Origin of the sequence: Chitinophaga sp. 180180018-3 (genome assembly GCF_037893185.1) — a bacterium.
Lineage (GTDB): Bacteria > Bacteroidota > Bacteroidia > Chitinophagales > Chitinophagaceae > Chitinophaga.
The window spans coordinates 432,164-445,795 of sequence record NZ_CP140772.1; the positions used below are offsets into that span (position 1 = coordinate 432,164).

The window sequence follows — 13,632 nt, forward strand, 5'->3', positions numbered from 1 at the left end:
ACAGCAACGGCTAAAAGCTGGTATCACCATCAACTGATATAAATATGGTTATCGAAATCAAAGTCCCTACGGTAGGAGAATCTATTAGCGAGGTAACAATTGCAAAGTGGTTGAAGAAAGACGGAGATTATGTGCAGCAGGACGAGGTGTTGTGCGAAATGGAATCAGAGAAGGCAACTTTTGAACTGAATGCGGAAAAAGCAGGCGTTTTGAAGATTGCAGCGGCGGCTCAGGAAGGCGCTACTTTGAAGATTGGTGATGTAACCTGCACAATCGATACAGATGCAGCCGCTCCTGCACAAGGTGCAGCCGCACCGGTGGCAGCAGCTCCTGCGGCTCCGGCAGCTGAACCCGCTCCTGCTCCGGCAGCAGCGCCAGCGCCAGCTGTAAACAAAGGGACCATTGAGATGAAAGTACCTACTGTGGGCGAATCTATCAGTGAGGTTACGCTGGTGAAATGGATCAGGAAAGATGGTGACTATGTTGAACGCGATGAAGTGGTTTGTGAACTGGAGTCAGAGAAAGCAACCTTTGAGCTGAATGCCGAAGAAGCTGGTGCACTCATCACAGTAGCTAAAGAAGGCGAAACATTAAAAATAGGCGATGTAGCCTGCAAAATAGATACCAGCGTACCGCGTCCGGCAGGTAAAGCTGCTCCGGCTGCCGCCGCTCCGCAACCGGCTGCTGCCACCCCTGCAGCACAGCAGGCGCCTGTAACCAGCATCCCGAACGATGTGAAGGCTACACCGGTAGCTGCTGCCGTAATCGCAGACAAACATGTGGATCCGTCCAGCATCAAAGGCTCCGGCGCTCATGGTAAGATCATGAAAGATGATGTGTATGCTGCCCTGAAAAATCCGGGTGTGGCCATCGGTCAGGAAATGTTCAGCCGTCAGGAACGTCGTGAAAAAATGAGCAACCTGCGTAAAACAGTTTCCCGCCGCCTGGTAGAAGCTAAAAATACCACCGCTATGCTCACCACCTTCAACGAGGTGGATATGACAGAAATCATGGCGCTGCGCGCGAAGTATAAAGACCTGTTCAAAAAACAACACGAAGTGAACCTGGGCTTCATGAGCTTCTTCACCAAAGCCTGTTGTTTTGCACTGCAGGAATTCCCTTCTGTAAATGCTTACATCGACGGAGAAGAACTGGTGTACCACGATTACTGCGATATCTCCATCGCGGTGTCGGCTCCGAAAGGACTGGTGGTACCGGTGATCCGCAACGCTGAAAGCCTGGATATGGCGGGTATTGAAAAGGCAGTATTGGAACTCGCTACCAAAGCGCGTGAGAACAAACTGACCATGCCGGAAATGACAGGTGGTACTTTCACCATTACTAATGGTGGCGTATTCGGTTCACTGATGAGCACTCCTATCATTAACATTCCGCAATCAGCGATCCTGGGTATGCACAAAATCCAGGAACGCCCGATGGCCATAAATGGCCAGGTTGTAATTCGCCCGATGATGTACATTGCACTGAGCTATGATCACCGCATCATCGACGGCCGCGAATCTGTAAGCTTCCTGGTAAGAGTAAAAGAAATGCTGGAAAGCCCCGAACAACTGCTGTTCGGTAAAGATCCGCTGAAGGCATTACTGAAACTTTAATCTTATTGTAGTGAAATAAAATTTGAAGCCGGTCTGTAGCAGGCCGGCTTTTTAATTAGCTACCAGCTAAAAACAATTTATGTCTCGTTGGGAAAATTATCTGGCATCTGCAGAGAAAATAATAAACGCCTATAAAGGCGGTCTTCCATTACATCATTTCCTGAAATCATTTTTCAAGGAACATCCGTACATGGGAGGGCGCGACCGTCGCTGGATTTCGCAGCTGGTGTATCATTATTTCCGTTTAGGGCAGTGGGGACAAGCATTGCCGGTGAGAGAAAGAGTGATAGCCGGAACATTCCTGTGTGAAGCCGTTTCCAGCGATTTCCTGGCTGCTGTTAAACCCGAATGGAATCAGCAGATCGGGCAACCACTTTCAGAAAAGAAAGCATTACTGCCTGTATCGTTGCAGGCTGCCGACCTTTTCCCCTGGCAGGATGAGCTCTCTGAAAATATTGATGGGGAGGCATTTGCAGGTGCTGTGCTGAAACAGCCACACCTGTTTATTCGCGTACGGAATAATAAGCTCGACAAAGTACGGTTGTTACTCGATCAGGCCGGAATATCCTATGAGGTGGACGACAATCGGGCTACGGTGGCGCTTCCCAACGGCACTAAAATAGAAACGATTATTACAGAGAGAAGCTGGTATGAAATACAGGATGCTTCCAGTCAGCAAACAGGTATGCTGTTTCACCCGGCCAGCCATCAGCGCTGGTGGGACTGCTGTGCTGCCAGTGGAGGGAAATCCATTCTGTTGAAAGACCAACAACCCGATATACAGCTGTTGGTATCTGATGTAAGAAGATCGATTATTGAAAACCTGCAGCAACGTTTTGCAACAGCAGGTATAAAAAATTACGACGCCCGTGTAGCAGATCTTACCTCTGTTAATCTCTCTGAAACCATGCGTGGCCGGCAATTCGACGGTATTATCCTCGATGCGCCCTGCAGTGGTTCAGGTACCTGGGGCCGCACTCCCGAAAGCATCTCTTTCTTTCATAAAAATGAAATAACAAAATATCAGCAGTTACAAAAGCGTATATCCGATAGCGTTATACCTTTCGTGAAGAAAGGAGGAAGTCTTATTTATATTACCTGTTCGGTATTCCGGCAGGAGAATGAAGAAGTGGTTAGCTTTATTGAAGAAAATAGTGATTTAAGAAGACAGGAAGGTGGTGTAATTCGCGGCTACGATCACGGTGCGGATACGATGTATGCGGTGAGGCTTTCATAAGTCAGAGGTCTTTATTAGTTTTAGGCGGAGCAATGGATATCCGGAAGATGTAAATACCGTGTATCAACCATATCGCCAACGAGGGCGCTGTGCAATTCGTTAAACATAAACTTAATTTATGAAAGTGAACAGATCAATACCTATGTTATTGGGTATGCTTGCGTTATTCGGATCCAACGTACATGCACAGTCAGCAAAGCAAAAACCCAATGTAATTCTGATTTACTCCGATGACCAGGGATGGGCCGACATGGGCGCATATGGCTCCAAAGACCTGTATACACCTGTGCTCGACAGTCTTGCTCACAGCGGGGTAAGGTTCACGCAATTCTACGCAGCATCTCCCATATGTTCTCCATCGAGGGCATCACTGCTCACGGGCAGGTATCCGCAGCGGGCCGGATTGCCGGAGATGGCCTCCTCTCAAAAGGGAGTAGAAGGGATGCCCGGCGCGCAGTATACAATGGGGGAGCTGTTCCGTGATGCCGGCTATCAGACAGCACATATCGGCAAATGGCATGTGGGATATACTCCCGAAACGATGCCGAATGCACAGGGATTCAACTACTCCTTTGGCTTTATGGGAGGTTGTATTGATAACTACTCGCATTATTTTTACTGGAACGGTCCTAACCGCCATGACCTCTGGCGCAACGGCCAGGAAGTATATGAATCGGGTTCCTTCTTTCCTGATCTGATGGTCAGAGAGGCCGGCCAGTTCATGGAAAATAACCGGAACAAACCCTTCTTTTTGTACTTCGCGATTAACATCCCGCATTATCCGTTACAGGGAGAGAAAAAATGGCTGGATTATTACCGGAACAAGGGCGTAGCTTCGCCCAGGGATCAATATGCCGCCTTTGTATCCACCATGGATGAGAAGATCGGGGCGCTGATGGCTAAGCTGAAAGCATTGGGGCTGGCAGATAATACGATCGTTATTTTTCAGCCGGATCAGGGCTTTTCTACTGAAGACCGTACGTTTGGAGGAGGTGGTTCCGCCGGTATATACAGAGGGTCCAAATACAGCCTTTTTGAAGGCGGTACCCGGGTGCCCGCATTGATCAGCTGGACCGGCAACATCCCCCGCAACGAAGTACGCGACCAGCTGGCAGCGAATATCGACTGGTTCCCTACACTGGCTGAACTTTGCGGCATTACATTGCCCAACAGAAAAATAGACGGCAGGAGCTTAGCAGACGTTATTAAACACGGCAATCGTCCGTCTCCCCATAATAATACCTTTTACTGGAAAAGCGGCGGAACCGCCGACAATCCTCAATGGGCAGTACGCGACGGCGAATGGAAGTTGCTGCATAACCCTGCACAGGCGGCCAAACAGGAACTGGATGAAAACGGCTTTTTCCTGGTAAATCTTAGTGAAGATCCATCAGAAAAGAAAAATATTGCAAAGCAACATCCTGATATCGTGAAAAAACTGACGAAGCTTTATGAGGTCTGGAACGAAGAAGTAAAACAACAGTAAGAATTACGAATAATAGCGAAGACCTAAGCGGATAATATCTACCTACAATAGTATCCGCTTAGGTCTTCGCTATTATTCGTAATTCGTAATTCTCAATTTCCTCTCTGTATAATCCCTCCTCCAATCACATCATCGCCTTCATAGAAAACTGCTGACTGACCGGGAGCTATTCCTTTTACGTTTTCGTAGAAATCTACTTTTACCAGGCCGTTTTCATTATACAGGTTGCTCAATGCGCCTTTGTCTTTGTAACGGATTTTGGTGACGGCTTCCATTCCTTCAGGAATGAAATCGTATTTGCCCATATTGATGCCGCCTACAAACATACGGTTCCTTTGCAGGTCATTTTCGCTGCCTAATACTACGGTATTGGTTTCAGGGATGATCTCGGTCACAAACACCGGCCGGCCCAGGGCAATATCCAGCCCTTTACGCTGACCAACCGTGTAGAAGGGATATCCTTTATGCTGGCCTACGATTGTACCGTCTGTCAGTACGAAATTGCCGCCGTTTACCCTTTCTTCCAGTCCATCTACTTTTCTCTTCAGAAAACCACGGTAGTCGTTGTCGGGCACAAAGCATATTTCATAGCTTTCTGCCTTTTTAGCCAGTTCCGGGTAGCCGAAATCGAACGCCATCTGGCGGATTTCAGTTTTACGGTATTGGCCCAAAGGGAGTATAGTGCGGGCGAGTACATCCTGTTGTATGCCCCAGAGTACGTAGCTCTGGTCTTTGGTGTCATCGAGTCCTTTACTGATCACGTAACGGCCGTTCTCATGCTGGCGGATATTAGCGTAGTGGCCGGTAGCAATAAACTGGCAGTCCATTGCATCAGCCCGCTTCATCAGGGCACGCCATTTTATATGGGTATTGCAGAGTACGCAAGGGTTGGGAGTGCGACCAGCAATATATTCCTCGACAAAGTTATTCACTACAAAATCACCGAATTCATCGCGGATATCCAGCACAAAGTGCGGAAATCCGTGGTGCACCGCTGCAGCGCGGGCGTCGTTAAAAGAATCCAGATTACAGCAGCCGGTTTCCTTTTTACTGGAGCCGGCAGACGCATAATCCCAGGTTTTCATGGTGATACCCACCACTTCATACCCCTGTTCATTCAGCATCAGCGCCGTAACAGTACTGTCTATACCACCACTCATGGCTACCAGTACCTTTCCATGCTTGCTCATTTTTGAAAAATTTAAGAAGGCAAAATTACTGAAATTTAAGCCAACAGGCATCCGGCACCTATTGATACTGACAATATAATGATTGAGGCAGCCTATATCAGTAATATCATTTTGCCATCTTTCAGGAATATTTGACCAGACGCTATAATTTCTTAAATGTGAATAATATATTTATTAGTTTTAGCCACGTTATTGGTATAAATTCATCATGATGCTACCTATATTGAATAAAGATTTTGTATTAAAGCATAGAGATTCCGGCGTTAATGAGAAAATTTTCACTTTTCCGGAAAAAATACTCCAATTCGGTACCGGCGTATTGTTACGCGGACTGGTGGATTACCTGGTAGATAAGGCTAATAAACAGGGCATCTACGAAGGAAGGATCGTGGTGATCAAGTCTACAGATGGCGAAACTACCGAGTTTTCCAGCCAGGATAACCTGTATACCACGCATATCAAAGGCATTGCCCAGGGAGAGCTGGTGGATAATGTACTGGTAAATGCTGCTATTAGCCGGGTTTTGCAATCGAATGCAAGTTGGCGGGAAATTCTTGAAACGGTGCACCAGCCTGAAATACAGACGATCGTTTCCAACACCACAGAAGTAGGGATTCAATATGTTCCTGAAAAAATTGCCGCCGGGGTGCCGGCATCCTTTCCCGGGAAGCTGCTGGCCTTGCTATGGGAGCGTTTTTCGTTCTTCAAAGGCGCGCCAGATACCGGTTTTGTAATTGTACCTACCGAGCTGGTGGTGGATAACGGAAGGTTATTGAAAGACATCGTACTACAGCTGGCTGATTTCAACGGGCTGCCGGCAGATTTTATCAGCTGGTTGCATAGTGAAAATCATTTTTGTAACTCGCTGGTGGATAGAATCGTACCAGGAAAACCCCGAAATCTTCCGGAAATTGAGCAAAAAGCGGGTTATTCGGATAGGTTATGGATAGAAGTAGAACCTTACCTGTTATGGGCAATAGAGGGAGATGAGCGGGTGAAACGGGTATTATCTTTTCATCAGGCAGATGAGCGCATGCTCATAGCGCCGAGTATCACCCCTTACCGCGAGCAGAAGCTCCGGTTGCTGAATGGCAGCCATACTGCAGCTGTACCGCTGGGATTTCTTGGCGGGCTCAATACAGTATATGAATGCATGCAGGACGATTATATGAGCCATTTCTTCCGCGAAGCAGTGCTGAGGGAGATACTGCCAACCATTGAAGAAACGTGTCCGACCGCCCCGGCTTTTGCGCGGGATGTGCTGGACCGCTTCGCTAATCCGTTCATCGCCCACAAGCTGATCAGCATTACATTCCAGGAGAGCTCTAAAATGAACGCCCGTAATGTACGTACGCTGGTACGCTACCACGATAAATTCAACACATTACCACCGCATCTGTGCCTGGGATTTGCCGCTATGCTGTTGTTCCTGCGACCGGAAAGAGTAGCGGACGGGAAATATTATGGCAGCCGGAACGGGGAAGAATACCAGATCACCGACGATAATGCCCCACTGTTTGCCAATTGGTGGAACGAGCGGGGTGCTGATCTGGCCGGAATGGTAACCGGCATCTGTTCCGATAGCCGGCTTTGGGAAACAGACCTGACTACTATTCCCGGATTCGCGGCGCAGGTGACGCACCTGCTTGCAGCCCTGAAAGAGAAAGGTGTACCAGCATTTATTCAATCGCAGCTTCAGAAAAATTAATCATGTTATGAAGGAGTTCTTATCAGAAGATTTTTTGCTACAAACTGCAACGGCTAAACGATTATATTTCGACTATGCGGCATCTATGCCCGTGATAGATTATCATAATCATCTGCCACCGGACGACATTGCCGCGAATAAAACGTTCGCCAGTCTTTACGAAATCTGGCTGAAGGGAGATCATTACAAGTGGGGGGCCATGCGGGCTAACGGAGTGCCGGAAGAATTCATCACGGGGGCAACTGACGATTTCGCCAAGTTCCGTCATTGGGCAGCTACAACGCCCTATACTATGCGTAATCCGCTTTATCACTGGACGCATATGGAGCTGAAGAACCCATTCGGCATTACTGATTTGCTCAATGAACAAACAGCAGAAAAAATTTACCAGGAATGTAACGCGCAACTGCCCGGGCTTAGCACACAGGCCCTGTTGAAGCATTATAAAGTGGATTGCCTGTGTACAACAGATGATCCTGTGGATTCCCTGGAACATCATAAAGCGATCGCACAACATCCTTTTGGCACGCGGGTGTTACCAACATTCCGGCCCGACAGGGCCATGGCCGTGGATAACCCGGATGCTTTCAACAGCTTTGTGGATAAACTGGCAGAGGTAACCAATACAGAGATCAGGCAATACGATGATCTGTTAGCTGCGCTGAAAAGCAGGCATACCTATTTCCATGAAACAGGAGGCCGGTTAAGCGATCATGGATTGAATACTTTTTATTTTACGCCGGCGAGCCAGCGGGAACTGGAAACCATTTTCCGTAATGCCCGCAGCCGTGAGGCGGTTACATCGCATGAGAATGCGCAGTTCAAGACAGCCGTATTGCTGGAAATTTGCAAGTGGAATCATGAGCGGGGCTGGGCGCAGCAGTTTCATGTGGGCGCGATCCGTAACAATAACTCCCGTTTGTTGCGCCGACTCGGAGCAGATGCCGGCGTAGATTCCATTGGCGACTGGCAGGTGGCTGAAGCCATGAGCCGTTTCTTCGATGCGCTGGATAAGAACGATCAGCTGGCCAAAACGATTGTGTATAATCTGAATCCCGCTTATAACGAAGTCTTTGCCACGATGGCGGGTAATTTCCAGGATGGATCTGTTGCAGGTAAAATGCAGTTTGGATCCGGCTGGTGGTTCCTTGATCAGAAAGACGGCATGGAAAAGCAGATGAACGCACTTAGCAACATGGGCTTGCTGAGCCGTTTTGTAGGTATGTTAACTGATTCCAGAAGTTTCCTTTCTTATTCCCGGCATGAATATTTTCGCCGTATTTTGTGTAATCTCATCGGTAATGATGTAGAACAGGGAGAATTGCCGAATGATATTGCCTGGTTGGGAAAGATGGTACAGGACATATGTTACAATAACGCAAAAGCATACTTTGGATTTTAATGAAGCCGGTAAAAGTTATCACATTTGGGGAAATATTATTGCGCGTGTCGCCGCAACTGGCACAGCAAACCGCCGCTGTTTATGTAGGTGGCGCAGAAGCCAATGTAGCAGCCGCATTAGCCCGCTGGGGCACGCCAGTAGCCTATATTAGCAAAGTACCTGAAAATGGGTTGTCGACCGATGTATTGCAGCAGTTGAGCAATATTGGCGTACATACGGACCGGGTGCTCCGTGGAGGAAACCGGATCGGGTTGTATTACCTGGCGCAGGGCAGTGACCTGAAACATGCAGAAGTGATATACGACAGGGCCGGTTCTTCTTTTAGCGGCATAGTACCCGGAACAGTTAACTGGGATGAGTTGCTGGAGGGTGCGAACTGGTTTCACTGGAGTGCCATTACACCGGCGTTAAACCAGGATGCAGCCGATGTTTGCCAGGAAGTGTTGCAGGCAGCTTCCCGCAGAGGCATGACCATTTCCACCGATCTGAATTTCCGCAGTAAACTGTGGCAGTACGGTAAAAAGCCGGCACAGGTAATGCCTGAGCTGGTGCAATACTGCGACGTGGTAATGGGAAATATCTGGGCGGTGAATAACATGCTGGATATAGCGCTGGACACCGATGCGCTGGCAGAGGATACAAAGGCCTCTTATATCAGGGCAGCAGAGAAAATTGCAGCAGATATAACGGCAACGTATAAACGCTGTAAACGAATAGCATTTACTTTTCGCTTCAGCCACGTCTACTACACGTTTTATTATCATAACGGACAGGTATCCATATCAAAGGAATATGAGGTAGGAAACGTAGTAGATCGTGTGGGTAGTGGCGATTGTTTCATGGCCGGGCTTATCCACGGGCAGTTGCAGGAAAAGAATGATCAGCAGATCATTGATTTTGCAGCGGCCGCCGCTTATTCCAAGTTCTTTGTAAAAGGAGATTTCAATACCACATCAGCAGAAGACATTATTAAACTTATATAGATATGGCACCAGCAGCCGAGACAATTATAGCAGCATTTGAGCAAAGCGGGATCATTCCTGTTTTCTATCACGATGATCCGGAAGTATGCCTGGAAGTGTTGCAGGCATGCTATCAGGGAGGGTTACGGGTATTTGAGTTTACCAGCCGGGGTGAAAATGCGCGTAAGAATTTTGCCCTGTTGAAGGAAAAGAAGATGGCAACCATGCCTGATCTTTTTCTGGGAATAGGTACGATTAAAAATGCAGCGGATGCAGCGGCTTATACTGAATTGGGAGCCGACTTTATCGTTTGCCCGATCACTGATCCGGAAACGGCTGCTTATTGTCATTCCGCCAATATCATGTGGATACCGGGCTGCATGTCGCCCACAGAGATTTCCGTGGCAGAAAAGAACGGGGCGAAACTCGTGAAACTCTTCCCTGGCAATGTATTGGGACCAGCATATGTAAGAGCCATCAAACCGCTTTTCCCTCACCTGAAATTCATGCCTACCGGTGGGGTAGAACCTACGCAGATTAGTATGGACGCCTGGTTTGATGCAGGCGTGGTTTGCGTGGGAATGGGCTCTAATCTGCTGGCAAAATCAGTCATCGATAGCAGGCAATGGGGACCGCTGAAAGAGAAAATAATGCAAACGTTTGCAGTTTTCAAAGCGTTGAAGTAACTTATACACTTTATCAATTCCAAATAAACCATAATGAATTCCACAACTTTAGGTAAGTATCGCTGGCGGGTATGTGCGCTGTTGTTCGTTGCTACTACCATCAACTATATTGACAGGCAGGTGCTTGGTTTGCTGAAAACAGACCTTTCGGCCGATTTTAACTGGACGGAGAAAGACTTCAGTAATCTTGTCATGGCCTTTTCTGCAGCCTATTCCATAGGTCTGCTGTTTTTTGGCGCGCTGGTCGACAAGATCGGATCGAAGGTAGGGTACAGTGTGTCTATCGTCGTATGGAGTTTGTCGGCCATGGCGCACGGACTGGTGCGTACGACGCTGGGATTTGGCGTGGTACGGTCTATATTGGGGATCAGTGAAGCAGGCAACTTTCCTGCAGCCATCAAAGCTACCGCGGAATGGTTTCCGAAAAAGGAGCGGGCACTGGCAACCGGGATTTTCAATTCCGGCTCCAATATCGCAGCAGTGGTGGGCCCGCTGATGGTATACTGGCTCGCGAAGAATCACGGCTGGAGAAGTGCATTTGTATGGACGGGAGCAATAGGATTTATCTGGCTGATATTATGGTGGTTTTATTATGAAGTGCCAAGCCGGCATAAGAAATTATCAAAAGAAGAATTTGATTATATCCATTCCGATCAGGAAATAGAAACCGAGAAACCCAGGCCTGTTAAATGGGCAAAATTGCTGGGTATTCGTCAAACCTGGGCTTTTGTGTTTGGTAAATTACTGACAGATCCGGTGTGGTGGTTTTTCCTTTTCTGGCTGCCGGGCTACCTGGAGTCGATCTTCCATGTGAACATGAAATCGAACCTCGGCTTGCCGATCATCATCATCTATTCGATTACAAGCTTCGGCAGTATCGGTGGCGGATGGCTGTCTTCCCACCTTATTAAAATTGGCTGGCCGGTATTCAGGGCGCGTAAAGTATCTATGCTGATTTTTGCACTTTGTGTAGTGCCTATCATGCTGATCCAGTATTCCAATAACCTGTGGCTGGCTATCGGTTTGATCAGTCTGGCTACGGCAGCACATCAGGCATGGTCTGCCACCATTTTTACCACCGCTTCCGATATGTTCCCGAAACGGGCTGTCAGCTCAGTAGTAGGTATCGGCGGAATGGCAGGATCTATTGGTGGTACGTTGTTCCCGATGGTGATAGGCACGATGCTGGATCACTACAAACTGATCGGCAATATTGGTATCGGGTATAACATCCTGTTTACCATATGCGGCGTCGCTTATCTGCTTGCGTGGGGAGTGATGCACTTGTTTGCACCGAAAATGGAACAGGTGAAGCTGGATTAAACAGGGATTTTTTGATACTCATAAAGCACAAATACAACGTCCGGACTTCTGCCCGGACGTTTGTTGTTTATGCCATGAATTGGTTTTTGACTTACCAGTGATTATAGGGAAACACCTCGTTTCCACGGAATGAAATCATCCTGATTCAATTCCTCAGCTTTGGTATGTACCTCACCGCTGGCGGTTTTGATAACATACTCGAGAATTTCTTCCCCCATTTCAGCGATGCTGTGTTCGCCGCTGATAATGGTACCTGTATTGATGTCGATAATATCTTTCATGCGGGTAGCCAGTCTGGTATTGGTAGCCAGCTTTACCACCGGGGCAATGGGGTTGCCGGTAGGGGTACCGAGGCCGGTAGTAAACAATACCACGTTAGCACCTGATCCTACTTCAGCAGAGGTGGATTCCACGTCGTTGCCGGGAGTACATAACAGGTTCAGGCCTGGTTTGGTAACGTATTCGGTGTAGTCCAGTACATCAGTAACCGGTGAAGTACCTCCTTTCTTCGCCGCGCCGGCCGATTTGATGGCATCGGTAACGAGGCCGTCTTTGATATTGCCTGGCGACGGGTTCATATAAAATCCTGATCCTACAGATTGCGCCTGGCTTTCATAAGCACGCATAATTCGGATGAATTTTCCTGAAATTTCATCATTCTGGCAACGGTTGATCAGCTCCTGTTCCACGCCGCATAATTCAGGGAATTCGGAGAGGATAGAAGTGCCTCCCAGAGCCACCAGCAGATCGGACGTATGACCAACTGCAGGGTTGGCGGAGATACCGGAAAATCCGTCGGAGCCACCACATTCCAGGCCGATGACGAGCTTCGACAGCGGCGCCGGCTGGCGGTCCTGTTTATTGGCCTCAACCAGGGCAAGGAAGGTATCTTTGATAGCGGCAGAAAGCATCGCATATTCAGAAGCGCTTTTCTGCTGCTCATATACCAGTACCGGTTTGTTGAAAGCCGGATTCAGTTTTTTCAGCGATTCCTGCAGAATAGATACCTGTGCATGCTGGCAACCCAGGCTCAGCACTGTAGCTCCTGCCACGTTGGAATGATGGATATATCCTGCCAGCAGGGCGCACAGGGCGTCTGAATCCTGGCGGGTACCGCCGCAACCACCTTCATGGGTGAGGAACTTGATACCATCGATATTAGGGAATACAACATTACGTTTGCCCGTTTCCGTTATACTGCCTGCTTCGTAATTTTTAACAGCTTCGAGGTTTCCGCTTTTGTAAAGAGAAACCAGGTCGGTCACCTGTTCGTTATATACTTCCGCCGGTGCAAAGCCCAGTCCTTTTTCAAATGCCGTTTTGATGACGCCTACGTTCCTGTTTTCACAAAAAACCAGCGGAATGACCAGCCAGTAGTTGCGGGTACCCACCTGGCCGTCGGCGCGGTGATAGCCCATAAAAGAGCGGCCCTGCCACTTGCTGATGTCTGGCGCCTGCCAGTCGAGTGAGCTGTCTTTTTCATGGAAGGCACTGGCGTCATGCACCACATTATCGGTCGTAATAGCCTCTCCCTGCCGTATCGCCTTGCTGGCTTTACCTACCAGTACGCCATACATGGTAATCGGGTGGCCGGCTGTTATATCGCTGATCAGGAATTTATGTTTGGCAGATATGTTTTGCTGAAGTTTAATCTGATGTCCGTTAAATGATATATCGGTTCCCGCTGGCAGATCCTGCAAAGCTACCAGCACATTATCATCGGGATGGATTTGTAAATACGCGTTCATAACAGCTAAAGTAGTAAATAACTACTCGGGCTGGTGATATTATAATGTTAATCCATGATGAGATTTTGACAATTTGAATGCCTGCCTGGAATCCATGTCAGGAAAGAATTATAAAATGTTAAATGGCTATCAGCCACGGTGGTGGCTGCAAACTTAGCAATCCGGTTATTTTTTTGTAATTTTTATGCAAACGTTTGTATTTTTAAGAATACGATCATTAGAACGCTACTTTTAGTTACCGCCCGGATTCTCTATCTTTCATAAATAAATAAAT

General features: G+C 47.9%; 10 protein-coding genes. 8 read left to right on the top strand and 2 right to left on the bottom strand.

The features are described from left to right. The first annotated feature begins 44 nt into the window (after nucleotides 1-44). The 3 genes from odhB (at nucleotide 45) to UNH61_RS01780 (ending at nucleotide 4,339) form a co-directional block, all read left to right on the top strand. Complete coding sequence (odhB, locus tag UNH61_RS01770; RefSeq protein WP_326990389.1) at nucleotides 45-1,616, top strand: 2-oxoglutarate dehydrogenase complex dihydrolipoyllysine-residue succinyltransferase; 1,572 nt, start codon at nucleotides 45-47, stop codon at nucleotides 1,614-1,616. 79 nt (nucleotides 1,617-1,695) lie between these two features. Beyond that, on the top strand, nucleotides 1,696-2,853 hold the full coding sequence (locus UNH61_RS01775) for an RsmB/NOP family class I SAM-dependent RNA methyltransferase (RefSeq protein ID WP_326990390.1): 1,158 nt from the start codon (nucleotides 1,696-1,698) through the stop codon (nucleotides 2,851-2,853). Nucleotides 2,854-2,971: 118 nt separating this feature from the next. After that, nucleotides 2,972-4,339 (top strand): sulfatase-like hydrolase/transferase, encoded by a 1,368-nt coding sequence (locus UNH61_RS01780; protein WP_326990391.1) that lies wholly within the window; start codon nucleotides 2,972-2,974, stop codon nucleotides 4,337-4,339. Between the two features lie 92 nt (nucleotides 4,340-4,431). On the opposite strand, the gene mnmA is transcribed toward UNH61_RS01780, so the two are convergent. Beyond that, on the bottom strand, nucleotides 4,432-5,529 hold the full coding sequence (gene mnmA / locus UNH61_RS01785) for a tRNA 2-thiouridine(34) synthase MnmA (RefSeq protein ID WP_326990392.1): 1,098 nt from the start codon (nucleotides 5,527-5,529) through the stop codon (nucleotides 4,432-4,434). 208 nt (nucleotides 5,530-5,737) lie between these two features. On the opposite strand from mnmA, the gene UNH61_RS01790 reads away from it, so the two are divergent. Genes UNH61_RS01790 through UNH61_RS01810 form a run of 5 tightly spaced genes read left to right on the top strand, consistent with a single transcriptional unit; the run spans nucleotide 5,738 to nucleotide 11,610 of the window. Then, nucleotides 5,738-7,237, top strand: coding sequence for a tagaturonate reductase (locus tag UNH61_RS01790; RefSeq protein ID WP_326990393.1), 1,500 nt, complete (start codon nucleotides 5,738-5,740; stop codon nucleotides 7,235-7,237). Between the two features lie 7 nt (nucleotides 7,238-7,244). Beyond that, nucleotides 7,245-8,639: a glucuronate isomerase gene (gene uxaC, locus UNH61_RS01795; protein ID WP_339071610.1), complete on the top strand. Its 1,395-nt coding sequence runs from the start codon at nucleotides 7,245-7,247 to the stop codon at nucleotides 8,637-8,639. Next, nucleotides 8,639-9,622, top strand: coding sequence for a sugar kinase (locus UNH61_RS01800; protein ID WP_326990395.1), 984 nt, complete (start codon nucleotides 8,639-8,641; stop codon nucleotides 9,620-9,622). The genes uxaC and UNH61_RS01800 overlap by 1 nt, the downstream gene beginning before the upstream one ends. A gap of 2 nt (nucleotides 9,623-9,624) precedes the next feature. After that, nucleotides 9,625-10,287, top strand: a complete 663-nt coding sequence (locus tag UNH61_RS01805) for a bifunctional 4-hydroxy-2-oxoglutarate aldolase/2-dehydro-3-deoxy-phosphogluconate aldolase (protein ID WP_326990396.1) — start codon at nucleotides 9,625-9,627, stop codon at nucleotides 10,285-10,287. A 33-nt stretch (nucleotides 10,288-10,320) separates the two neighbouring features. Continuing rightward, nucleotides 10,321-11,610, top strand: coding sequence for an MFS transporter (locus UNH61_RS01810; protein ID WP_326990397.1), 1,290 nt, complete (start codon nucleotides 10,321-10,323; stop codon nucleotides 11,608-11,610). 101 nt (nucleotides 11,611-11,711) lie between these two features. On the opposite strand, the gene UNH61_RS01815 is transcribed toward UNH61_RS01810, so the two are convergent. After that, nucleotides 11,712-13,358, bottom strand: a complete 1,647-nt coding sequence (locus tag UNH61_RS01815; protein ID WP_326990398.1) for an altronate dehydratase family protein — start codon at nucleotides 13,356-13,358, stop codon at nucleotides 11,712-11,714. Between the last annotated feature and the right edge of the window lie 274 nt (nucleotides 13,359-13,632).

Excerpts from the sequence above, each read along its gene's own strand:
- mnmA (WP_326990392.1), bottom strand. The coding sequence starts at position 5,529 with ATGAGCAAGCATGGAAAGGTACTGGTAGCCATGAGTGGTGGTATAGAC.
- uxaC (WP_339071610.1), top strand. The coding sequence starts at position 7,245 with ATGAAGGAGTTCTTATCAGAAGATTTTTTGCTACAAACTGCAACGGCT.
- UNH61_RS01815 (WP_326990398.1), bottom strand. The coding sequence starts at position 13,358 with ATGAACGCGTATTTACAAATCCATCCCGATGATAATGTGCTGGTAGCT.
- UNH61_RS01805 (WP_326990396.1), top strand. The coding sequence starts at position 9,625 with ATGGCACCAGCAGCCGAGACAATTATAGCAGCATTTGAGCAAAGCGGG.
- UNH61_RS01780 (WP_326990391.1), top strand. The coding sequence starts at position 2,972 with ATGAAAGTGAACAGATCAATACCTATGTTATTGGGTATGCTTGCGTTA.
- UNH61_RS01810 (WP_326990397.1), top strand. The coding sequence starts at position 10,321 with ATGAATTCCACAACTTTAGGTAAGTATCGCTGGCGGGTATGTGCGCTG.
- odhB (WP_326990389.1), top strand. The coding sequence starts at position 45 with ATGGTTATCGAAATCAAAGTCCCTACGGTAGGAGAATCTATTAGCGAG.
- UNH61_RS01790 (WP_326990393.1), top strand. The coding sequence starts at position 5,738 with ATGATGCTACCTATATTGAATAAAGATTTTGTATTAAAGCATAGAGAT.
- UNH61_RS01800 (WP_326990395.1), top strand. The coding sequence starts at position 8,639 with ATGAAGCCGGTAAAAGTTATCACATTTGGGGAAATATTATTGCGCGTG.
- UNH61_RS01775 (WP_326990390.1), top strand. The coding sequence starts at position 1,696 with ATGTCTCGTTGGGAAAATTATCTGGCATCTGCAGAGAAAATAATAAAC.